The following is a 20,548-nucleotide window of genomic DNA, read 5'->3' as shown; positions in this document are numbered from 1 at the left end:
CAGCCGGTTGCCTTCATCGTCATCGATCTCGCGGACGCGAACCCGTTCAGCCACCACAGCAGTCTGAAACGATCACGCCGACCGAGGTGGGACCTTGATCGGCGTGCCGTTACGAAACAGGGCAAACCCGATCTGCTACGGCACTAGATCCCTTTTGTCTGATCAGGGCCCGCCCAAGCGCAAACCAAAATAGCATTTACGAGGTCGATTCCTACGGCTTCGGAGCGTTGCCATGACCGCCGAACAGCTCATCGTCGCCCTCGTCGTGGTCGCGGCAGTGGGCTTCGGGGTGGCACGCACGGTGCGGATCATCCCGCAGGCGACGGCCGCGATCATCGAGCGGCTCGGCCGCTACCATCGCACTCTCACGCCCGGCCTCAACCTGGTGGTGCCGTTCATCGACCGGGTCAAGGAGATGATCGACCTGCGGGAGCAGGTCGTCTCCTTCCCGCCGCAGCCCGTGATCACCTCCGACAACCTGGTCGTCTCCATCGACACGGTCATCTACTTCCAGGTCACCAATCCCAGGGCCGCCACCTACGAGATCGCCAACTTCCTCATCGGCGTCGAGCAGCTCACGGTCACCACGCTGCGCAACGTGGTCGGCGGCATGGACCTCGAGCGCACGCTGACCTCGCGCGAGGAGATCAACACCGAGTTGCGCGGCGTCCTCGACGAGGCGACCGGCAAATGGGGCATCCGGGTCAACCGGGTCGAGCTCAAGGCCATCGACCCGCCGGCCTCCATCCAGGACTCGATGGAGAAGCAGATGCGCGCCGACCGCGACAAGCGGGCGGCCGTCCTCACGGCCGAGGGGCAGCGGCAGGCGGCCATCCTGGCGGCGGAGGGGGAGAAGCAGGCGGCGGTGCTGCGGGCCAGGGGTGACGCGGAGGCGGCGGTGCTGCGCGCCCAGGCGGAGGCGGAGGCCCAGGCCATGCGGGCCAAGGGACAGGCCGACGCGATCGGCATGGTGTTCAGGGCCATCCACGAGGGCAAGCCCGACCAGCACCTGCTGGCCTACCAGTACCTCCAGACCCTGCCCGAGATCGCCAAGGGCGAGGCCAACAAGCTGTGGATCGTCCCCTCGGAGATGGGCAAGGTGCTGGAGAGTCTGGGCGGCCTGTTCCCGCCTCCCAAACCGCCGGACATCTGACCCGGCCACCCGCTGTAATCACGAGCCCGGGCCCCCTCTAGGCTCGTGCGGATGATGCTCTGGGAGACGCTCGCGGTGTGCGCGGCAGGGGTGGCGGCCGGCGCGATCAACGCGATCGTCGGGTCCGGGTCGCTGATCACGTTCCCCACGCTGGTGGCCGTGGGTGTCGAGCCGGTGGTCGCGAACGTGTCCAACACCATCGGCCTGGTGCCGGGCTCCTTCACCGGCGCCTACGGATACCGGCGGGAGCTCGCGGGGCAGCGGGCCCGGCTGATCCGCATGGGCGTGGTCTCGGCCCTGGGTTCCGTCATCGGCGGGATCCTGCTGCTCTACCTCGACCCGGATGTGTTCCAGGTGGTCGTCCCGGTGCTGATCGGCCTGGCCTGTGTGCTGGTCGTGTTGCAGCCCAAGCTCAACGGCTGGCTGTCGGCTCGGCGGGAGCACGCGCATCCCGACGGCGGCGCGCTGCTCCTGCTGGGCGTGTTCGGGTCGGGGATCTACGGCGGTTACTTCGGCGCGGCCCAGGGGGTGCTGCTGATCGGGCTGCTCGGCAGCTTCCTCAGCGACGGCCTCCAGCGGGTGAACGCCGCCAAGAACGTGCTGGCGCTGATCGTCAACGGCGTCGCGGCGGTGCTGTTCATCCTGATCGCCGACGTCGACTGGTGGGCGGTGCTGGCCGTGGCCCTGGGGGCCATCGTGGGTGGTTTCGTGGGCGCCAAGGTGGGCCGTCGCATCCCGGCGCCCATCCTGCGCGGTGTGATCGTGGTCGTCGGTGTTCTGGCGATTATCAAACTGGTGTACGGATAAATACCGGGCTTTGTGGGGTATAAATCCGTACATGAAGGGTGATCGGGTGGAGATCGTCATCGATGCGGGCGGCACCCCGCGCACCTACGAAGTCATCGCCACCCGCGCGGGCCGCCGCGTCGAGGTGGCCACGCGGCGGGGGCTGGTCGAGGTGACCGAGGTCACCCGGAGCGGCACCGCCGTACGCACCGCCCGGTTCATGTCGAGCCGGATCCTCGCCCTCGTGGAGCACCCCGCCGACGAGCGCGCGAGCTAGCGGAAGTCGTCCGCGTGGTCCTCCGCCCACTGGCGGAAGGTCAGCGCGGGCCTGCCGAGCAGCGTCCGCACGGTGTCGGTGACCTTCTCCGGCTCGGTCACGAACGACGCCCACCCCCGCAGCGCGCCGTCCACGAACGCCGGATCGCCCCAGGCCGCCAGCAGCTCCTCGCGGGCGACCTCCGGCGGCAGGTCCTCCCAGCGCACCTCGCGCCCGACGACCTCGCCGATGACGCGCGCCTGCTCGGCCTGCGTCAGGCGCTCCGGTCCGCTGAGCACGTACGCCGCGCCGCCGTGCCCGGCCGAGGTCAGCACGTGCGCGGCCACCGCGGCGATGTCCTTCTCGTGGATCAGCGACCGCGAAGCCTCCCCGTACGGCCAGCGCACCAGGCCCTGGCGGATCTGGCCGGCCCAGCCGAGCGTGTTGGTCGCGAAGCCGCAGGGCCGCAGGAACGTCCACGTCAGCCCGCTGCGCCTGATGAGCCGTTCGACGTCCTGGTGGAAGATCGTGGCCTGCTCGCCCTCCTGGAGGTCGGCCACGTCGGCCGACAGGTAGACGACCCGGCGGGCCTGCCCGGCGATGGCCTCCACCACGTCCGCGGCCGTCTCGGCGGCGAAGCCGGGCCAGACCAGGAAGACGGTCTCGACGTCCTTCAGCGCCGGGTGCAGCGTCTCGGGCGCCGTCAGGTCGCCCTGGACCACCTCGACCCCATCGGGCAGCCTGGCCCTGGACGGATCGCGGACCAGCGCGCGGACCTCCAGGCCGGACTCCGCGAGATGGGTGGCGACGTGCTTGCCGACATTACCGGTCGCTCCGGTCAGCAGAATTTTGCCCATGGGGCGACCGTAGGACCTCAAGTAAACTTTAGGTCAAGCTCGGGCGCACCTGGATCATGCCGTCGCCGCGGACCCGGGTCTCGAAGCTGGGGGCGGGCGCGGTCGCCGGCCCGTGCTTGACGGAGCCGTCCTCCAGCCGGAACGTGCTGCCGTGCCACGGGCAGATCACGCACACCTCGCCGCTCTCCATGACGAGCCTGCCCTGGTGGAGCGGCCCGGCCAGGTGCGGGCAGCGGTCGGCGAGCACGGTGACGGCGTCGCCGTGCCGGAGCACGAACAACTGGATGTAGCCGAGCCGGCGCGCGACCGGCCGGCCCAGGGGCAGGTCGTTGAGCGGGCACAGGTCGTGCCAGCCCAGCGGCACCAGGTGGGTGACCTGCGGTGCGTGGTTGGCCCCGGCCGCCAGCCGGTAGGCGAGATGGCCGCCGAGGTAGGCGCCGAGGCCGCCCACGGCGAGCCCGGTGAAGGACAGGACCCGTCCGGCGCGCTCGCGCCCGTTCAGGCGTGACAGCACGGAGGCGGAGAACAGCCCGAGCGCGGTCAGGTTGGCCAGCATGTGCACGAATCCCACGCGCTGCTGCTCCCGGTGCAGACACGACCAGTCGGTCAGCCCGGCGGCCGCCGTGGGCAGCGCGTTGCCGATGCCCACGGCCAGCAGCAGCCGCGAGGCTCTGGGATCGACCCGAGTGAGGTCGAGCACGGCTGCGGAGAACCAGCAGCCGAGGCTGATCGTGGCCAGCGGCGGGTGCAGCGGCTTGCCCGTGGGCACGCCGTGGAGCAGGTCGCTCAGCCTTCCCGGCCGCAGCCTGTTTCGTACGGCCATGGCCAGCGACTTGATGGGTTTGTCCATGACCGTGGACTTCTCAAGCCGTTCGGCGAGATCGACCGGTCCAGCGAAACCGCGTATTTGCTTGCGTCTCGGTCGTACTATCTCTTTCACGACAAGTCCCCTACCCCCGGGGTGAGGGCATCATTCGGCCAGGTAGCCCCTGGTGACGGAGAGTCGTACCAGCTCAAGGGCGTAGGCGCCGAGCGACGGCGACCCCTCCTCGATCAGCCGGACCTTCTCCTTGACCTGCGTGGCCGTCACCTTGAACAGCGGCCACGTGCCGCCCTGGGTGTTGTGGTTGGCCAGGATCGGCGCGAACCGGTCGAGCGCCCTGGCGAACCTGGCCTCCCGCGTCTCGCGCGCCTCAAACTCCTCCCACAGCGTTTGCATCGGCTCGGCCTGGTCGGCGGGGAGCATGGCGAAGATCCGGTCGGCGGCGGCCCGCTCCGCCTCGGCCTGGGCGGCCACCGCGACCGGATCGTAGACGAACGTGTCACCCGCGTCGATCTCGACCAGATCGTGCACCAACAGCATGGCCACGACCCGCTGGATGTCGGTGCCGGGCGGGGCGTGCTCGCTGAAGATCATCGCCAGCATGGCCACGTACCAGGAGTGCTCCGCGTCGTTCTCCCGCCGCGAGCCGTCCATCAGCAGGTTGCGGCGGATGACCCGCTTCAACTTGTCGATCTCGACGGCGAAGGCGATCTGGGCGTTCAGGCGATCCTCTGCTGGTGCGATAGTCACGCGCGACACCCTAATGCGAGATGATCACAGCAGTGGTCGAAATCGTGACCGGAACCCCGTTGAACACCGCGTTTCCGGACGGAACGTCGACAGCGGTCTCATCGGTCAAAGCGTTCGCATTGACCCCGGCGTGCTCGGCGGCCACCGACTGCGTGCTGCCCGCGTGGCCCCAGCCGTGGGGCAGGGAGACCACACCGGGCATGATCGTGTCGGTCGGTTCGAGCGGCACCGTGAGCTCGCCCTTGGCCGAGCGCACCACGGCCTCGCCGCCGAGCCCGAGCCTGGCCACGTCGGCCGGGTTGATCTGCAGCGTGCAGGTGTTGCTGCCGCCCACCAGCGGCCCGACGTTGTGCAGCCAGCTGTTGTTGGAGCGAAGATGCCGCCGCCCGATCAGCACGATCTCCGGGGGCTCCTCGTCCAGCCGGCCGCGCAGCCGTTCGACGTCCTCGATGAGCTGCGGCGGGGCGAGCTCGATCAGGCCCGAGGCGGTCTTCAGCACCTCGGGCAACCGGGGCTCCAGCGGCCCGAGGTCCAGCCCGTGCGGGTTGTCGAGCAGCTTGCGCAGCGACAGGTCACCGTGGCCCGCCCACTCGCCGTAGGGGCCGAGCTTGAGCATGAGGTCGAGCCTGCGCTCGGGCCCCGACTCGCCGTCGAGCGCGGCCCGCAGCTCGGCCACGTCGCGCCCCTCGACGCCGGATCCGGGGGTGTCCACGGCCTTGGCCAGCATCTGGCCGATGACGAACTCGTCGAGGTCGCCCTCCAGCCCGGACGCGATCATGGTCAGCCTGGACAGGATCTCCGCCTCGGACGGCTGCCCGTCCAGCGGCAGCGACGGCGGCGAGTAGCGGGTGTAGTTGCGGACGGCGAAGCCGAGCAGCGCGAAGTCGTAGTGACCCGACTGCAGCACGCGCGGCGGCGGGAGGATGACGTGGGCGTGCCGGGTCGTCTCGTTCAGGTAGGGGTCGACGCAGACCATGAAGTCGAGCTCCGCGAAGGCCGAGTCGAGCCGCGCCCCGTGAGGGGCCGACAGCACCGGATTGCCCGCCACGGTGAGGAGCATCCTGATCTGCCCGTCTCCCGGCGTCTCGATCTCGTCGGCGAGCGTCGCCACGGGCAACTCGCCGTTCGCCTCGGGCAGGCCCCTGACGCGGCTCTTCCAGCGCCCCACCGTGTACGGCCTGCGCCTGCCGCCGAGCTCCGTGGCCGGTTTGGGGAACATGGCGCCACCCGGCCGGTCGAGGTTGCCGGTCAGCACGTTCAGCACGTCGACCAGCCACTGGGCCAGCGTCCCGAACTCGGCCGTGCAGGTGCCGATCCTGGCGTAGACGGCGGCCCTGTCCGCTCCGGCCAGCTCCCGCGCCAGCCGCACGATCACCTCGGCGGGCACGCCCGTGCGGTGGGCCACCACGTCCGGCGGGAAGTGCTTGGCCGCCTCGCGCACCTCGTCGAGCCCGTTGACCTGGTGCGAGAGCCGCACCAGATCCTCGGCGAACAGGGTGTGCACCAGGCCGAACAGCAGGTAGGCGTCGGTCCCCGGCCGCACGAACACGTGCTCGTCGGCCAGCGCGGCGGTGCGGGTGCGGCGCGGATCGACCACGACCAGCCTGCCGCCCCGCGCGCGCAGCGCCTTGAGCCTGCCGGGGAAGTCGGGCGCGGTGCAGAGCGAGCCGTTGGACTCCAGCGGGTTCGCGCCGAGCATGAGCAGATAGCCGGTCCGGTCCAGGTCGGGCACCGGGATGGCGAGCGGGTGGCCGAACATCAGCCCGCTGGCCACGTGCTTGGGCATCTGGTCGGCCGTGCTGGCGGAGAAGATGTTGCGGGTGCCGAGCGCCTTGATCAGCGGTGCGCCGTACAGGGCTCCGGCCATGGTGTGGGCGCTGGGATTGCCCAGGTAGATGGCGACGGACTGGCGGCCGTGCCGCTCGACGACCCGGTCGAGGCCCTGCTTGACGGCGGCGAACGCCTCGTCCCAGCCCGCCTCGCGCCACAGGTCGCCCTCCCTGATCAGCGGCTTGCGCAGCCGGTCGGGGTCCTCGTCCAGGCGGCCGAGGCTGGCGCCCTTCGGGCAGATGAATCCCTTGCTGAAGGGGTCATCGCCGTCTCCCCTGACGCTCGTCACGTGCCCACCCTCGTCGAGGGTGAGCGTCAGGCCGCAGACGGCCTCGCACAGGGGACAGGTCCGGTGAACGGTCGACGTCATCACGACTCCTGAGTTCGGAAGCTGAACTCATCTTGGCTCGTACGGCGCGCATGCGGAAGCCCCGGAGCCCCCGCGGTCTCCGGGGCTTTGGCCAGAGGCGTTCCCGGGCGGGTCAGCCGGCCGGGGAGCGCCTCTGGCCGATCAGCCGACCTGCGGCAGCACGAGCTTCCTGGACAGCTCGGGCAGCGTCAGCAGATCAGGCGGCTCCTCGACGTCGGGGCGCATCGAGATCCAGGCACGGCCGTAGAGCCGGTCGAGCCCGGGGGAGACGGCTCCCGGGACCTCGTCACGCCGGACGATCTCGACGACCACCAGATGCGCCCAGGTGCGGTGCTTGTAGACGTTCGCGCTCCTGGCCCAGCAGGCCGCCGCGAGCTCTTCGGCGTACGCCTCGAACTCCGCGGCCGAGATGCCGGCCCTGGTCAGGATCAGCGCCTTCTCGCCCGTACGGGTCGGCGTGATCCAGAGCACCAGCGGGATCCGGCCCGACCGGGTGTGCATCGTGGTCTCAAGGCAGGTGCGCTGCATGCGGTGCCGGGAGACCACGCACCAGACATGGGCCGTCACCCAGTTGCGGCCCGCTCTGGTCGCCGCCGGCACCGAGATCGCGCTGGTCAGCACGATGAACGGCATCCAGCGGCCGTGCTGCGTCGCGCTCAGGAGGGTGAGCGTGAACAGGGCGAGCCCGGCGGTCAGCAGCAGCTCGGTGCGGATCCGCCAGAGCCGGGCCACCAGGCTGCCGCGGCCGGCGGCCGGCAGGTCCTCGTTGGCCGGGTACATCTGGTTCCGTGGATTCCTCGGCATCTCACGACACCTCCTCTGGCACTCTCGGGGTGACCTTGAGCTGGTCGAATCGGGGATCCCGGTAGGTGCGGGCCCCGAATCCGCTTCTCGTCACGGTCCAGCCTCGCCGGTAGGCGAACTCGTCCGGCTCCATGCAGATCTCCCGATCTGCCCACGCGATGAGTTCCCGGATCCGGGACTTGATTCGGCTGAGTCCCTTGGTACCTTGTGAGTACATAGAAGACCCCTTTCGCGGCATTATTCGAGGTGGCTTCTTTCGCCGGACTGATGGCTCTCGACCGGCGTCGTCGCAGGGTGGCAGCCCATATGCGGCGATCGGGTGGTCGGCCTCGGTCCGGCTTTTTCTGTGCTCGATCGAGCGATGGTCGCGGCGGTTCGTCAGGTGGTGGCGGGGTCCTTCCGGCAAACGGCCTCCCTGGGGTCGAGATTCATATCCGGGACGGCGACGTTGCCGATGGAGCGGCCCGCGTGGCCGCGCGTGTTCGTGGACGGAATCCCCCGTGTGTGCGGCCGTCCGGTCACTCCGGCCTCCTCGTCCTTCGGGATCCTCCTGCGCACGATCGTCTCCCCGTCGCCCTGATGCTGCAATACTTTGAGCAAGAGAAGATTTAAATTTCTTCGTACCTTGCTCGCTGGTTTGCTGTGCATCTACGTATGCAACTTGCACGCCAACTCTCGGAGACTCCTGTGACTCCTGAGGGTGAAGGAAATCATCGCCCCGTCCCCGGCCCCCGAGAGAAGCTTTGCTTGCCCCTACCGTCTCTCCGTGAAAGCCTTATGGCAAGCCTGAGTGGCACTACACATGCAAGTTGCAGTGTAAGATTGGATGAACGGCCCACACGGCCGGGTTTCAAACAGTCCTTTCCGGCTACACCTTCATTCCCGACGAGGAGAGTGGACGGTGCCATCGCAGCAGGGCAGCCCGACTGTCCGACGGCTCCAACTGGGTCAGGAGTTGCGTCTTCTCCGCGAGCGGCAGAAGCTGACGGGAGCCAAGGCGGCACGAGAGCTCGGCTGGTCGCCCAGCAAGGTCAGCCGCATAGAGGCGGCCAAGACGATGCCCAGCACCGAGGACATCAAGGCGATGGGCAAGCTTTACCGGATCGACGGTGACAAGCTTGACGAACTCTTCGGCCTGTTGCGGGATGCGGATCAGCGTGGCTGGTGGGAAGATTACGAAGACTCTCTGCCCGAGGAGTACACAAAACTCCTGGGGTTGGAGGCGGAGGCCACGGTCCAGCGCAGTTGGGAACCACAGATTGTGCCGGGGCTCCTCCAAACTGAGGATTACGCGCGGGAGGTCATCCTGGCCACCCGTGGCATCGCGCGCATCACGCACAGTGGTGTCCGCAGTCGCGTCGAGGCCCGCCTCGACCGGCAGCGGCGGGTCCTCAGCAGAACCGATCCGTCCGAGCTGAACGTCGTGCTGGACGAGTCGGCGCTGATGCGTCGCTTCGGCGAGCCTTCGGTGATGCGTGAGCAGATGGAGCATCTCCTCGAGATTTCTCTGCTGCCACACGTCAGCGTTCGCGTGCTGACCCTTGACTCGCTTCACCCGGTCAACACGGGTGCCTTCATCCATCTCAAGTTCGCGGCATTCGACGATGTTGTATATCTAGAGCAGTTGTACAGCGCACACTTCGTCGAAGACCTCGAACTGGTGGCTGGATACGAGACGGCCTTCGACCACATCAGGTCGGAGTCGCTCGATGAGGACGAGTCTCGCGTGCTCATCCAGCGCAAGGCCATGCTGTGGCGGCGTTAGAGACGAAGACTTCCACAAGGGGCAATGGCGCCCCTTTACCCATTTGGGGAGAAAATGTACACCGACTCGAAGATGGCGGCTTGGCGGAAGAGCAGCTTCTGCAACGGCGCTTCGGCGTGCGTTGAAGTCGCTCCGCTCGCCGACGGCAACGTTGCGCTCAAGGACAGCAAGCTAGAAGACGGCCCCGTCCTGGTCTTCACCCCCGCGGAGTGGGCCGCGTTCACCGCGGGCGTCCGTGATGGTGAGTTCGACTTGGCGGCGCTCGCAGCCACCGCATAAAGAACGGCCCTGACTGGTTGCTGGCACAACACACACAGGGCCGCTCTAGAGGAGGTCGGCCACGGCCTCCCCGGCGCTCCAGCTCTTGACGGCAGAAGACTTGCACATCATGGCACAAGACGGGCCAAGATGATCAACCTCTGAACGACCTTCCCGGCAGGGGAGGAGAGACCCGGTCCAGCCCACCGACGACCGCCGCCGCAGCCCCCGGAGCGCGGCAGGACGGCTCGGGCTTCGAGGCCGAGGAGCAAGACGGCGACCGACGTCGCCACGTGCGCCGCTGAGCCGGACGGCCCGCGCCTGAGTAAGGAGCGGGCCGTCCGAGTCGTTCGAGGCATACCCGCATGCTGGAGCGGCAACTTGAATGATTTAACTGAAGGAATCAGCCGAGTTTTGTCGCCCGCCGTCGTACGAGGAAGAGGGAGCACACGCCGGCGAGGACGGCCAGGCCCGCGAGGGCGGCGGCGGCCGGCATGGTGGGCGGTCCGGTGCCCTCGTAGGAGATGAACAGGGTGCCCACCGTGGCCACCCCGATGACCTGCCCGAGCTGCATCACGGTGAGCAGCGCGCCGCTCGCGTCGGCGGCGTGGGCGTCGCCCACGCGCTCGGTCGCGATGTTCGTCACCGCCACCTGCACGCCGAGCCCGGCCCCGATCAGCGCGCTCATGATCGCGTACGTCACGCCGCCCCCGTCGGCGAGGCCGAGGCCGAGATAGGCGGGCGCGGCCACCACGTAGCCGAAGGGCACCAGCGTGCGCTGCTGGCGGATGGGCAGGCGGGTCCAGCCGAGCCCGACGACCGCGAAGGCCAGCGCGCAGGGGACCATCATCATGCCCGAGGCCAGCGGCGACAGGTGGAGGTAGTTCTGCAGGTGCAGGGCCGAGATGAACAGGAAGGCGCCCCAGGTCGCCGGCCCGAAGAGCAGCACGCCGAGGCCCGGTCGCATGCCGGGGGCGCGCAGCACGCCGGCGCTGACCAGGGGCCGCCCGCCGCGGGCGGTCACCCAGCGCTCGACGGCGACGAAGACCCCGAAGGTCACGACGCTCAGCGCCATCGAGATCCAGCCCCACAGTGGCCAGCCCAGGTCCCGGCCGAGTACGAGCGGCACCACGAACAACAGCACCGCGGCCGACAGGCTGACCAGGCCCCACGGATCGAGCCCGCCCCGGCCGCGTTCCACGTCGGCGGGCAGCGTCTTGACGCCCGCGATCAGCAGCAGCACGCCGATCGGCACCAGGACCAGGAACACGACCCGCCAACCGGCGCCGAAGCCCAGCAGGATGCCGCCGAGCGCCTGACCGGACACGATCCCGCCGCTCACGACCGCTGACCACAGGGCGATCGCCCTGGCTCTGGCCGCGCCGTGGTAGTTGCGCTGGATCAGCGTGAGCACCTGGGGCATCATCAGCGCGGCGCCGGCGCCCTGGGCGAAGCGGAACCCGATCAGCCAGCCGGACGAGGCCGCCAGCCCCGCCCCCAGCGTGGAGAGGGTGAACAGGGCCAGGCCGCCGAGGAAGGCGTTGCGGTAGCCGAACAGGTCGCCGACCCTGGCTCCGGTGATCAACAGGACGGCGTAGACAATGGTGTAACCGGCGACGATCATCTGCAGCGCGGCGCCGGATGAGCGCAGGTCCGCCTCGATGGTGGGGGTGGCCACATTGACGATGTTGACGTTCAGGATGGCCAGGAACTGCCCGACGAGGATCACCGTCAGGAGCAGGCCGCTGGCCCGGGTCCGCTTCGGCCGGATGACCGGAGCGGTGGAAACGGCGGCGGTTCGCGTCATGCGGTCCAGCATGACGTGAGATCCATACCAGTAACGAGAGCCCATTTATACTGGTACTGAGGCTACCTGGTTAACCCCCTCCCGGTACCTCCATAGTGGAGAGGTGACCGCGACGGAAGCACGACGTTCGGACCTGGCGGCGTTCCTGCGCAGCCGCCGCGAGCGGATCACCCCCGAGATGGTCGATCTGCCGCCCGGCCCGCGCCGGCGCACGCCCGGCCTGCGCCGCGAGGAGGTGGCGCAGCTCGCCGGGGTGGGCGTGACCTGGTACACCTGGCTGGAGCAGGGCCGCCCGATCAACGCCAGCAGCCAGGTGCTCGACGCCGTCGCGCGGACACTCCGCCTCGATCCCGCCGAGCGGCAGCACCTCTACCGGCTGGCGGGTCAGCCGGAGACCGCGCTGACGGCCGACGAGACCCGGGTGACCCCGGAGATGCGGGCGATCCTCGACCGGCTCGACCCCATGCCCGCCTGCCTGGCCAACAGCCGCTGCGACGTGCTGGCCTGGAACACCGCCTACGACGCGCTCTTCCCCGAGGTCGTCGCGGCCTCCGAGGGCGAGCGCAACACCCTCTGGCAGGGCTGCGTCAATCCCAGGATGTCGGCCACGCCGGCCGACCGTGACCAGGATCTCTCGCGGGCCGTGGCGATCTTCCGGGGCGCCTACAGCCGTCACTCCGACGACCCCGGCTGGCAGGATTTCGTCCGCCGGCTCAGCGCGGAGAGCGCCGAGTTCGCCAGGCTCTGGGCGCGCCAGGACGTGGCCGAGCCGGGGCCGCGGGAGAAAAGGTACAAGCACGAGGTGCTGGGCGAGATCCGCTTCCGCACCACCAGCTTCAACCTGTCGTCGGCGCCGGAGACCCGTCTGGTGATCTACACGCCGCTCGAGGAGGAGAGCCGCGCCGCGGTCGACCGGCTCATCGCCACCCGCTAGGAACGCGCACAAACCGGTCTCACATGGCATGCTCGTGGGCTGAACGTCCGGATCGAGCGGAAGTGCCAACAAGTGAGACTCCCCCGTGCCCTCCTCACCGTGGCCGTCGTCGGCGCCCTCACCGCGGCCTCCGCGTGCTCCGCCGCCCAGTCGGAGCCGCAGAGCCAGGAGGTGGTCGAGAAGCCCACGACCGCCTCGGCCAAGCCGTCGCCCGTGCGGCGGCCGTTCACGATCTCGTTCGGCGGCGACGTGCACTTCGAGGGGATGCTGCGGCCCAGGCTGAACAATCCGCGTACGGCGCTGGGGCCGATCGCGCAGGTCCTGCGCAAGGCCGACCTGTCCATGGTCAACCTGGAGACCGCGATCACCACGGGCGGCACTCCCGCGCCGGGCAAGCAATACACCTTCCGGGCGCCGGCCAGCGCGTTCACCGCGCTGAAGGCCGCCGGTGTGGACGTGGTGTCGATGGCCAACAACCACGGCATGGACTACATGGAGACCGGGCTGGCCGACTCGCTGGCGGCCGTCAAGCGGTCCAGGTTCCCCGTGGTGGGCATCGGCGGGAACGAGACGGAGGCGTACAAGCCGTACCGCCGGGTCGTCAACGGCAACCGGGTGTCGATCATCGGGGCGACCCAGGTGCTCGACGCGGAGTTCATCGCCTCGTGGACCGCCGCCGGTGACAAGGGCGGGCTCGCCTCGGCCAAGAACGAGGCTCGCCTGCTGAAGGCCGTGCGCCAGGCGCGCAAGAACTCCGACACCGTGATCGTGCACCTGCACTGGGGCACCGAGATGCAGAAGTGTCCCAACCCGGCGCAGCTCTCGCTCGCGCCCAAGCTGGTCAAGGCGGGCGCCGACGTGGTGGTCGGCGGCCACGCGCACATCCTGCTCGGCGCCGGATACCTGGGCAACGCCTACATCAGCTACGGCCTGGGCAACTTCGTCTTCTACAACTCCAACCCCGCCACCACCGGCCGCACCGGCGTGCTGACGCTCACCATCAACGGCCGCAAGGTCCTCAAGGACAGCTGGACCCCCGCCACGATCCAGGGCGGCCTGCCGGTGCCGATGACGGGCGCGGCCCGGACCCAGGCGGTGGCCGACTGGAAGGCGCTGCGCTCCTGCACCGGGCTGGCCTCGCGCCCCTGACCCGCTCTATGTTTGGACGAGTCGTCCAATAGGAGGTCGCGATGCGATGGATCGAGTCCGGTGACGTGCGGCTGGCGGTCTTCGAGGAGGGCGACCCGGACGACCCCACGATCCTGTTGATCCACGGCTATCCCGACACGCACCGCGTCTGGGACGAGGTGGCCGAGCTCCTGCGCGACCGTTTCCACGTGGTGCGTTACGACGTGCGCGGCGCGGGCGACTCCGGGGCCCCGCGTGACCGCCATCACTACTCCATCGACCACCTGGCGGCCGACCTCGCGGCCGTGCTCGACGCGATCGGCAAGCCCGCCGTGCATCTCGTCGGCCACGACTGGGGCTCGCTGCAGGGCTGGGACGCGGTGGCCAGGCCCGGCCTCCGTGACCGCGTCATCTCGTTCACCGGCTTCGGCGGCCCCGGGCTCGCCCAGACGGCCCGGTTCGTCAGGCACGGCAGGCGCCGCGACGTCGCCGGTCAGCTGGCCAGATCGTGGTACATCGGCGCCTTCCAGGCCCCCTTCCTGCCCGAGCCGGCCTGGCGCACGGTCATTCCCGGCCTGCTGGAGCGCGCCATGCGGCTCGACGGCGTCGAGCCCCGTCCCGGCCATCCCGCCGGCACGCTGGCCAAGGACGCCGCCAACGGGCTCTGGCTCTACCGGCGGAACATGGGCGACCGGTCGAGCGGCGACGCCGAGCCGGACATCGGCGTGCCGGTCCAGTTGATCGACGCCACCCGCGACCGGTTCGTCTCCCCGGCCCTGACGGCCTGGCTCGGGCAGGGGGTGCGGAGGTTCTGGCGGCGCAGGATCGCCGCCGGGCACTGGGCGCAGCGCAGTCACCCCGGCGTGGTCGCGCGGATGATCGCTGAGTTCGCCGATCACACCGGTGGCGGTCCGGCCACGAGAAGCCTGCGGGCCGCCGTGGTGGAGGAGGGGCGCAAGGCGTTCCAGGATCGGCTGGTGGTGATCACGGGCGCCGGCAGCGGGATCGGCCGCGCCACCGCGCGGGCCTTCGCGGCGCACGGGGCCGAGGTGGTCTGCGCCGATCTCGACGCCGAGGCGGCGGCGCGCACCGCCGACGGCATCGCCAAGGACCTCGCGGGCGCCGCGCACGCCGTGCGGGTCGACGTGGCCGATGCCGCCCAGATGGCGGATTTCGCGCGAAATATCAAGACTGAGTACGGCGTACCGGACGTTGTGGTGAACAATGCCGGGATCGCGGTCAGCGGTGGATTCCTGGACCACTCGCTCGACGACTGGCGGCGGACCATCGACGTCAACCTGTGGGGCGTCATCCACGGCTGCCGCCTGTTCGCCGCGCAGATGGTCGAGCGCGGAGAGGGCGGCCACATCGTCAACATCGCCTCGCTCGCCGCGTTCGCCCCGTCGAGGCTGCTGCCCGCCTACTCGACCTCGAAGGCGGCGGTGAAGATGCTCAGCGACTGCCTCCGGGCGGAGCTCGCCGGGCAGGGCATCGGCGTGAGCGCCATCTGTCCCGGCTTCGTGTCCACCCGCATCGCCCACAACGCCACCTACGTGGGCGAGGACCTGCGCGAAGCCGCCGAGCGAGGGCTGGAGCGCCGCGGCTACCCGCCCGAGCGCGTCGCCGCGCACATCCTCCGGGCCGTCCACCGTGACCGGGCCGTCGTCCCGGTCAACGCCGAGGGGAAGATCGGCTACGCGCTGTCCAGGGTCTCCCCGGCCGCGATGCGGAGACTGGCCCGGATGTCCGGTCTCCCCGAGCGAGCGGTCGCCCAGAGAAATAAGCCTATTGACCGGTAACGATCGCCCGGTTGGGGGGAGGATGGAATTCGTGCCGTCCCCCCGGATTGACGAAGACTGTTCGCAGCCCCAGCCGTTACGACGGCGGCCCACGCAGCGCCGTAGCGCACGCCGCGTCGAGCGGATGCTCGACGCCTGCGCCGAGCTTCTCGACGAGATCGGCTACGAAGCGCTCTCGACCACTCGCATCGCGGACCGGGCCGGTGTCGCGATCGGGTCGGTCTACCAGTTCTTCCCCGACAAGCGAGCGATCACTCAGGAGCTGACCCGGCGCAACGTCGAGCTGTTCGTCTCCCGGGTCGGCCGCAGGTTCCTCGAAGAGGACTACCGCGGCTGGTGGGAGGCGGTCGACGCGATCATCGACGAGTACGTCTCGATGCACCGGACCGTTCCCGGTTTCAAGAGCCTGCACTTCGGCGATGTGGTCGACCTCAACCTGCTCGACTCCGACTCCGACAACAACACGGTGATCGCCGGGCGGCTGCGCGGGCTGCTGCTCAGTGAGTTCGGGCTGGCCGACAGCCACGAGCTCGACGTGGCCGTGCTGGTGGCGGTCGAGGCCGGCGACGCGGTCCTCAAACTGGCGTTCCGGCGCCTGCCCGAGGGATCACCCGAGATCATCGAGGCGGCCAAGCAGCTCGTCCGAGGGTTCCTGTCGCGCCAGCTCAACGCCTGGGCGCCCACTTCCGTCTAGTGCGCCTCCGCCGGCGACTCGACGATCTGGGGCAGCCAGTCGGACAGTTGCGCCGGCCGGTGGTCCCTGCGGCGCGGCCGGTCGCCGGTCTGTAGCGCCGCCGCCGGAGGCTCGATCGTGGTCGTCGCCGGGATGGGCGGGCAGTGCTCCGGGAACAACACCGGGCGCTCCTCCTTGGCCTCGCGGGCCATCCTGACGTGCAGCCTGGCCTCGACCGCGCGCAGGGCGCGCTCCGCCGAATGGATCGCCTCCAGGCGCGCCGACAGGTATCCGGCCGCGCCGGGCAGCAGCGCCGACAGGGCCACCGTACAGGCGAGCATGAAGGTCATCTGCTTGGACATGCCCATCGCAGCCCCCCTCCACCCGCACGCGTGTTACCGGAATATGCCCTTCGAACTGCCGAGACACGCTGAGCGTAGGCAGACTTTGACAGAACGTCGCCAAAACTAGTGCTCCATCGGCGATGCGCATTGACCGGGCAAAGCGGCATGGGGCTCGGTAGTCTCGCGGTGTGGCGCATGTGACCCGTGAGCACCTTGATCGCCTGCTTGAGCAGGCACTGCTGGCCGACGACCACAGCTCCCTGGCCAGGCGGCTGTACGACGTCGCGCTGGGCTATTCCTCCGGCGATGTCTCCAGGGCGTCCATCCTGGTCCTCGCGGCCGAGGAATGGCGAGCCGCCGGGCAGCCGGCGCACGCGCTGGAGTGCTTCCAGCGCGCGCTGGAGGACGGCGGCGAGTCCACCATCGATCCGCGTGCCGGCATCGCCGACACGCTGTTCGAGCTCGACAGATTCGCGGAGGCGAGGGAGGTCATCGAGACGATCCGTGCCGAGGGCAGGGCGACCCCGGCGACCGCCCACACGATCGCCGAGACCCTGGTCGCCTACGGCGACCTGGAGGCCGGGCTCGAGTGGGCGACCCAGGCCGTGCTGGCCTGCGACGAGGACGACCCCGAGCACGTGGCCCTGCTGCGCACCCGCTACCGCATCAGGGTCGACCTGGGCCTGCCCGAAGACGAGATCGACGCGCTGATCTCCTGACGGCGGCGCGAGGAGGCCACGACCTGCCGGCCGTGGCCCCTTCGCCTATGGAGAGCCATGGGCGGGCGGCGCGGCCCGCTCACGGACGTGGTGGGCGTCAGCGCCGGACCGGCGCCGGCCCAGATGCCGTGGTCAGCCGCTGACGTCGAGGCCGTTCAGCAGGCCGCCGACGTCATTGAGCTCCGGCACGTCGGTCCGCGGCAGCCGGGTGTCGTCCACCGCCTTGGGCACCGTGGCGAGGGTCTTCGAGGTCACCCTGCTCGGCAGCCGGTCCACCGGCCACGGGTAGATGTCCGCCCGCCGGGCGGCGGTGAGCCCGCCGAAGGTCGTCGTACCGGGCACGGCGATCGGCATCGCCGGGAGCCCGGGGAGATCGGGCGTCGTGGTCATCGTCGACACGTCCCTCAGGCCCGACGGGTTCCGCGAGCCGGAGGGCAGCGCGGACAGGCGCGAGGCGCCGTTGTCGCCGGCCAGATCGGCCGCGGTCGTGGCGGAGCCGGCCGTCGCCAGGCCGGTCAGGCCGAGGCGCCTGGCCGTCCGCGTGACGACCACGGCCACCCGCTTGCCGTCCTGGTCGGTGATGTCGTGCAGCTGGGTCCTGGGCACCCCGTCACAGAACGTCGTCGTGGTCGCGGGCATGTCCAGCGTCGATGACTGAACGGTGCAGTGGTCCGCGGCCGCCGGGCCCGCCGCGAACCAGCCCACCCCCGCGGTCAGAGTGGCCACCGCAATGACGCTTCGGATGTTCCGAGATGACACTTCACGTCCCCCTGATCGTTTTCGGTGATCTGACGAACGCTGAAGCTAGCCAGGTGCGCGGCGCGTGGAAGGCGGGCCCGGAGACCGGGATGGTCTCCGGGCGGCCGCGCGGCGGAAATCAGGCGCGCTTGATCGTCAGCTCGTCGTCGCCGAGGTCGACCAGAACCCCGTCGCCGTCGACGACCTCGCCGGACAGCACCGCCTTGGCCAGCTTGTCGCCGATCGCCGACTGCACCAGGCGGCGCAGGGGACGCGCGCCGTACATCGGGTCGTAGCCGGTGAGCGCCAGCCACTCGCGGGCGGCGGGCGTGACGTCCAGCGTCAGCCTCCGGTCGGACAACCGCTGCGCGAGCCGGTCGACCTGCAGGTCGACGATGCGGGTCAGCTCCTCGGAGCCGAGCGCGTCGAACAGGATCACGTCGTCGAGCCGGTTGAGGAACTCCGGCTTGAAGGAGCTCCGGACCGCGCCCATGACGGCCTCGCGCTTGGCGCCGTTCTCCAGCTTGGGGTCGACCAGGAACTGCGAGCCGATGTTGGAGGTGAGGATCAGGATCGTGTTGCGGAAGTCGACCGTGCGGCCCTGGCCGTCGGTCAGCCGCCCGTCGTCGAGCACCTGCAGCAGGATGTCGAAGACCTCGGGATGCGCCTTCTCCACCTCGTCGAGCAGCACCACGGTGTAGGGCCGGCGCCGCACGGCCTCGGTGAGCTGGCCGCCCTCCTCGTAGCCCACGTAACCGGGAGGCGCCCCGACCAGCCGGGCGACGCTGTGCTTCTCGGAGTATTCGCTCATGTCGATGCGGGTCATCGCCCGCTCGTCGTCGAACAGGAACTCCGCCAGCGCCTTGGCCAGCTCGGTCTTGCCGACCCCCGTCGGCCCGAGGAAGAGGAACGAGCCGGTGGGCCGGTCGGGGTCGGAGATGCCCGCCCGGCTCCGTCGTACGGCATCGGAGACGGCCTGTACGGCCCGCTGCTGCCCGACGAGGCGCCTGCCCAGCTCCTCCTCCATGCGGAGCAGCTTGGCCGTCTCAGCCTCCAGCAGGCGCCCGGCCGGGATGCCCGTCCAGGACGAGATGACCTCGGCGATGTCGTCGGGGCCGACCTCCTCCTTGACCATCGCGTTGTCGGACGGCGCCGCCTCGGAAGCCGCGCGCAGGGCCTGCTCCAGCCTGGGGACCTCGGCGTACATGAGTTTGGACGCCGTCTCGAAGTCGCCGTCGCGCTGGGCCCGCTCGGCGCCGCTGCGGGCCTCGTCGAGCTGCTTCTTCAGCTCGCCGACCTTGTTCAGGCCGGCCTTCTCGTGCTCCCACCGGCCGACCAGGGCGTTGAGCTCCTCCTGGCGGTCGGCCAGCTCCTTGCGCAGCCGCTCCAGCCGCTGGAGGGAGGCCTCGTCGGTCTCCTTGGACAGCGCCAGCTCCTCCATCTTCATCCGGTCGACGTTGCGCTGGAGCTGGTCGATCTCCACCGGGCGGGAGTCGATCTCCATGCGGAGCCGGGAGGCGGCCTCGTCGACCAGGTCGATGGCCTTGTCGGGGAGGAAGCGGCTGGTGATGTAGCGGTCGGACAGCGCGGCGGCGGCGACCAGCGCGCTGTCGGCGATCTGCACCTGGTGGTGGGCCTCGTAGCGGCCCTTCAGCCCGCGCAGGATCGCGATCGTGTCCTCGACCGTGGGCTCGCCCACGTAGACCTGCTGGAAGCGGCGCTCCAGGGCGGGGTCCTTCTCGATGCGCTCACGGTATTCGTCGAGCGTCGTGGCGCCGATCATGCGCAGCTCGCCGCGGGCCAGCATGGGCTTGAGCATGTTGCCCGCGTCCATCGAGCCCTCGGCGGCGCCCGCGCCCACCACGGTGTGCAGCTCGTCGATGAAGGTGACGATCTGCCCGTTGCTCTCCTTGATCTCGGAGAGCACGGCCTTGAGCCGCTCCTCGAACTCGCCGCGGTATTTCGCGCCCGCCACCATCGCGCCCAGGTCGAGCGAGATCAGCCGCTTGTTGCGCAGCGACTCGGGCACGTCGCCGGCCACGATGCGCTGGGCCAGGCCCTCGACGACGGCGGTCTTGCCGACGCCGGGCTCGCCGATCAGCACCGGGTTGTTCTTGGTGCGCCTCGACAGCACCTGCACGACCCGGCGGATCTCGGAGTCGCGGCCGATGACCGGGTCGAGCTTGCCGCTGCGGGCCCGCTCGGTCAGGTCGACGCCGTACTTCTCCAGCGCCTGGTAGGTGTCCTCGGGGGTCTCGCTGGTGACGCGGGCGTGGCCGCGTACCTTCTCGAACGCGTCGAGCAGCGCCTGCGGGGTCGCCCCCTGCGACTTGAGCAGCTCGGCCGCCTGGCCGCCGTCGGTGGCCAGACCCACCAGCAGGTGCTCGGTGGAGACGTACTCGTCCTCCAGCCGCTTGGCCCGCTGGGCCGCAGTGTTGATCACGGTCAGCAACTGGCGCGAGCTCGACGGCGCGCTCACGGTCGAGCCCTGCGCCTTGGGCAGCGTGGCCAGTTGCTCCTCGGCCCTGGCCCGCAGTGACTTCCAGTCGGCGCCCACGGCTTCCAGCAGGGGCACGGCGGTGCCGCCGGTCTGGGAGAGCAGCGTGGTCAGCAGGTGGACCGGGGCGATCTCGGGGTTGCCCTCCGCGGCGGCACGCCGCATGGCCCCCGAAAGCGCCTCCTGGCTTTTCTGGGTGAGCTTGTAGTCCATCTTTTCTAGGCCCCCGGTGGCAGCTCGTATCGGATCAGCGCCTT

General features: G+C 69.8%; 21 protein-coding genes. 10 read left to right on the top strand and 11 right to left on the bottom strand.

Annotated features, from left to right (window positions below; translation table 11 throughout):
• The first annotated feature begins 232 nt into the window (after positions 1 to 232).
• The 3 genes from AB0C16_RS32445 to AB0C16_RS32435 are packed head-to-tail and all read left to right on the top strand — an operon-like array spanning position 233 to position 2,216.
• Positions 233 to 1,153, top strand: a complete 921-nt coding sequence (locus AB0C16_RS32445; protein WP_357688544.1) for an SPFH domain-containing protein — start codon at positions 233 to 235, stop codon at positions 1,151 to 1,153.
• Positions 1,154 to 1,204: 51 nt separating this feature from the next.
• Positions 1,205 to 1,960 (top strand): sulfite exporter TauE/SafE family protein, encoded by a 756-nt coding sequence (locus tag AB0C16_RS32440; protein ID WP_357688542.1) that lies wholly within the window; start codon positions 1,205 to 1,207, stop codon positions 1,958 to 1,960.
• Between the two features lie 31 nt (positions 1,961 to 1,991).
• A complete protein-coding gene (locus tag AB0C16_RS32435; protein WP_357688540.1) occupies positions 1,992 to 2,216 on the top strand; it encodes a hypothetical protein in 225 nt (74 codons plus the stop codon).
• Here AB0C16_RS32435 and AB0C16_RS32430 read toward each other — a convergent pair.
• From AB0C16_RS32430 to AB0C16_RS32400, 7 genes are all read right to left on the bottom strand, one after another.
• Positions 2,213 to 3,052: an NAD(P)H-binding protein gene (locus AB0C16_RS32430; RefSeq protein ID WP_357688538.1), complete on the bottom strand. Its 840-nt coding sequence runs from the start codon at positions 3,050 to 3,052 to the stop codon at positions 2,213 to 2,215. The genes AB0C16_RS32435 and AB0C16_RS32430 overlap by 4 nt on opposite strands.
• A gap of 28 nt (positions 3,053 to 3,080) precedes the next feature.
• Positions 3,081 to 3,902 (bottom strand): Rieske 2Fe-2S domain-containing protein, encoded by an 822-nt coding sequence (locus AB0C16_RS32425; RefSeq protein ID WP_357688536.1) that lies wholly within the window; start codon positions 3,900 to 3,902, stop codon positions 3,081 to 3,083.
• A gap of 120 nt (positions 3,903 to 4,022) precedes the next feature.
• Positions 4,023 to 4,634: an HD domain-containing protein gene (locus AB0C16_RS32420; RefSeq protein ID WP_357688534.1), complete on the bottom strand. Its 612-nt coding sequence runs from the start codon at positions 4,632 to 4,634 to the stop codon at positions 4,023 to 4,025.
• A 1-nt stretch (position 4,635) separates the two neighbouring features.
• Positions 4,636 to 6,825, bottom strand: a complete 2,190-nt coding sequence (locus AB0C16_RS32415) for a molybdopterin-dependent oxidoreductase (protein WP_357688532.1) — start codon at positions 6,823 to 6,825, stop codon at positions 4,636 to 4,638.
• Positions 6,826 to 6,966: 141 nt separating this feature from the next.
• Positions 6,967 to 7,629, bottom strand: coding sequence for a hypothetical protein (locus AB0C16_RS32410; protein WP_357688530.1), 663 nt, complete (start codon positions 7,627 to 7,629; stop codon positions 6,967 to 6,969).
• Position 7,630: 1 nt separating this feature from the next.
• Positions 7,631 to 7,762 carry a hypothetical protein gene (locus tag AB0C16_RS32405; protein WP_357688528.1) on the bottom strand — a complete coding sequence of 44 codons (132 nt, stop codon included), beginning with the start codon at positions 7,760 to 7,762 and terminating at the stop codon, positions 7,631 to 7,633.
• Between the two features lie 245 nt (positions 7,763 to 8,007).
• Positions 8,008 to 8,229: a hypothetical protein gene (locus tag AB0C16_RS32400; RefSeq protein WP_357688526.1), complete on the bottom strand. Its 222-nt coding sequence runs from the start codon at positions 8,227 to 8,229 to the stop codon at positions 8,008 to 8,010.
• Between the two features lie 301 nt (positions 8,230 to 8,530).
• On the opposite strand from AB0C16_RS32400, the gene AB0C16_RS32395 reads away from it, so the two are divergent.
• Together AB0C16_RS32395 and AB0C16_RS32390 are read left to right on the top strand one after the other, a co-directional pair.
• Entirely contained in the window at positions 8,531 to 9,394 is an 864-nt protein-coding gene (locus tag AB0C16_RS32395; protein WP_357688524.1) for a helix-turn-helix transcriptional regulator, read from the top strand.
• A 54-nt stretch (positions 9,395 to 9,448) separates the two neighbouring features.
• Positions 9,449 to 9,673 (top strand): DUF397 domain-containing protein, encoded by a 225-nt coding sequence (locus AB0C16_RS32390; RefSeq protein WP_357688522.1) that lies wholly within the window; start codon positions 9,449 to 9,451, stop codon positions 9,671 to 9,673.
• 382 nt (positions 9,674 to 10,055) lie between these two features.
• On the opposite strand, the gene AB0C16_RS32385 is transcribed toward AB0C16_RS32390, so the two are convergent.
• Positions 10,056 to 11,459, bottom strand: a complete 1,404-nt coding sequence (locus AB0C16_RS32385; protein WP_357688520.1) for an MFS transporter — start codon at positions 11,457 to 11,459, stop codon at positions 10,056 to 10,058.
• Between the two features lie 103 nt (positions 11,460 to 11,562).
• On the opposite strand from AB0C16_RS32385, the gene AB0C16_RS32380 reads away from it, so the two are divergent.
• The 4 genes from AB0C16_RS32380 to AB0C16_RS32365 all read left to right on the top strand — a co-directional run bounded on the left by AB0C16_RS32380 (position 11,563) and on the right by AB0C16_RS32365 (position 16,014).
• Positions 11,563 to 12,393: a helix-turn-helix transcriptional regulator gene (locus AB0C16_RS32380; RefSeq protein WP_357688518.1), complete on the top strand. Its 831-nt coding sequence runs from the start codon at positions 11,563 to 11,565 to the stop codon at positions 12,391 to 12,393.
• 72 nt (positions 12,394 to 12,465) lie between these two features.
• Positions 12,466 to 13,542 carry a CapA family protein gene (locus AB0C16_RS32375; RefSeq protein ID WP_357688516.1) on the top strand — a complete coding sequence of 359 codons (1,077 nt, stop codon included), beginning with the start codon at positions 12,466 to 12,468 and terminating at the stop codon, positions 13,540 to 13,542.
• Between the two features lie 41 nt (positions 13,543 to 13,583).
• Complete coding sequence (locus AB0C16_RS32370) at positions 13,584 to 15,320, top strand: SDR family oxidoreductase (RefSeq protein ID WP_357688514.1); 1,737 nt, start codon at positions 13,584 to 13,586, stop codon at positions 15,318 to 15,320.
• A gap of 124 nt (positions 15,321 to 15,444) precedes the next feature.
• Positions 15,445 to 16,014, top strand: a complete 570-nt coding sequence (locus tag AB0C16_RS32365; RefSeq protein WP_357688512.1) for a TetR family transcriptional regulator — start codon at positions 15,445 to 15,447, stop codon at positions 16,012 to 16,014.
• Here AB0C16_RS32365 and AB0C16_RS32360 read toward each other — a convergent pair.
• Positions 16,011 to 16,355, bottom strand: a complete 345-nt coding sequence (locus AB0C16_RS32360; protein ID WP_357688510.1) for a hypothetical protein — start codon at positions 16,353 to 16,355, stop codon at positions 16,011 to 16,013. The genes AB0C16_RS32365 and AB0C16_RS32360 overlap by 4 nt on opposite strands.
• A gap of 170 nt (positions 16,356 to 16,525) precedes the next feature.
• Between AB0C16_RS32360 and AB0C16_RS32355 the strand changes: the two genes are divergently transcribed.
• Entirely contained in the window at positions 16,526 to 17,056 is a 531-nt protein-coding gene (locus tag AB0C16_RS32355) for a tetratricopeptide repeat protein (protein WP_357688508.1), read from the top strand.
• A gap of 132 nt (positions 17,057 to 17,188) precedes the next feature.
• On the opposite strand, the gene AB0C16_RS32350 is transcribed toward AB0C16_RS32355, so the two are convergent.
• Both AB0C16_RS32350 and clpB read right to left on the bottom strand, forming a co-directional pair.
• The gene (locus tag AB0C16_RS32350) at positions 17,189 to 17,782 is read right to left on the bottom strand and encodes a hypothetical protein (RefSeq protein WP_357688506.1); all 594 of its coding nucleotides are present in this window, start codon (positions 17,780 to 17,782) and stop codon (positions 17,189 to 17,191) included.
• Positions 17,783 to 17,933: 151 nt separating this feature from the next.
• Positions 17,934 to 20,504, bottom strand: a complete 2,571-nt coding sequence (clpB, locus tag AB0C16_RS32345; protein ID WP_357688504.1) for an ATP-dependent chaperone ClpB — start codon at positions 20,502 to 20,504, stop codon at positions 17,934 to 17,936.
• Positions 20,505 to 20,548 lie beyond the last annotated feature (44 nt).

Origin of the sequence: Nonomuraea sp. NPDC048916, from assembly GCF_040649575.1 — a bacterium.
Lineage (GTDB): Bacteria > Actinomycetota > Actinomycetes > Streptosporangiales > Streptosporangiaceae > Nonomuraea.
The sequence above is the reverse complement of the archived record's forward strand: the minus strand, read 5'-3'. Positions and strand labels throughout refer to the sequence as shown.

Bases quoted from the DNA above. Each gene is read 5' to 3' on its own strand.
- AB0C16_RS32445 (WP_357688544.1), top strand. From the start codon at position 233: ATGACCGCCGAACAGCTCATCGTCGCCCTCGTCGTGGTCGCGGCAGTG.
- AB0C16_RS32440 (WP_357688542.1), top strand. From the start codon at position 1,205: ATGATGCTCTGGGAGACGCTCGCGGTGTGCGCGGCAGGGGTGGCGGCC.
- AB0C16_RS32435 (WP_357688540.1), top strand. From the start codon at position 1,992: ATGAAGGGTGATCGGGTGGAGATCGTCATCGATGCGGGCGGCACCCCG.
- AB0C16_RS32430 (WP_357688538.1), bottom strand. From the start codon at position 3,052: ATGGGCAAAATTCTGCTGACCGGAGCGACCGGTAATGTCGGCAAGCAC.
- AB0C16_RS32425 (WP_357688536.1), bottom strand. From the start codon at position 3,902: ATGGACAAACCCATCAAGTCGCTGGCCATGGCCGTACGAAACAGGCTG.
- AB0C16_RS32415 (WP_357688532.1), bottom strand. From the start codon at position 6,825: ATGACGTCGACCGTTCACCGGACCTGTCCCCTGTGCGAGGCCGTCTGC.
- AB0C16_RS32410 (WP_357688530.1), bottom strand. From the start codon at position 7,629: ATGCCGAGGAATCCACGGAACCAGATGTACCCGGCCAACGAGGACCTG.
- AB0C16_RS32405 (WP_357688528.1), bottom strand. From the start codon at position 7,762: ATGGAGCCGGACGAGTTCGCCTACCGGCGAGGCTGGACCGTGACGAGA.
- AB0C16_RS32390 (WP_357688522.1), top strand. From the start codon at position 9,449: ATGTACACCGACTCGAAGATGGCGGCTTGGCGGAAGAGCAGCTTCTGC.
- AB0C16_RS32385 (WP_357688520.1), bottom strand. From the start codon at position 11,459: ATGACGCGAACCGCCGCCGTTTCCACCGCTCCGGTCATCCGGCCGAAG.
- AB0C16_RS32370 (WP_357688514.1), top strand. From the start codon at position 13,584: ATGCGATGGATCGAGTCCGGTGACGTGCGGCTGGCGGTCTTCGAGGAG.
- AB0C16_RS32365 (WP_357688512.1), top strand. From the start codon at position 15,445: ATGCTCGACGCCTGCGCCGAGCTTCTCGACGAGATCGGCTACGAAGCG.
- AB0C16_RS32360 (WP_357688510.1), bottom strand. From the start codon at position 16,355: ATGTCCAAGCAGATGACCTTCATGCTCGCCTGTACGGTGGCCCTGTCG.
- clpB (WP_357688504.1), bottom strand. From the start codon at position 20,504: ATGGACTACAAGCTCACCCAGAAAAGCCAGGAGGCGCTTTCGGGGGCC.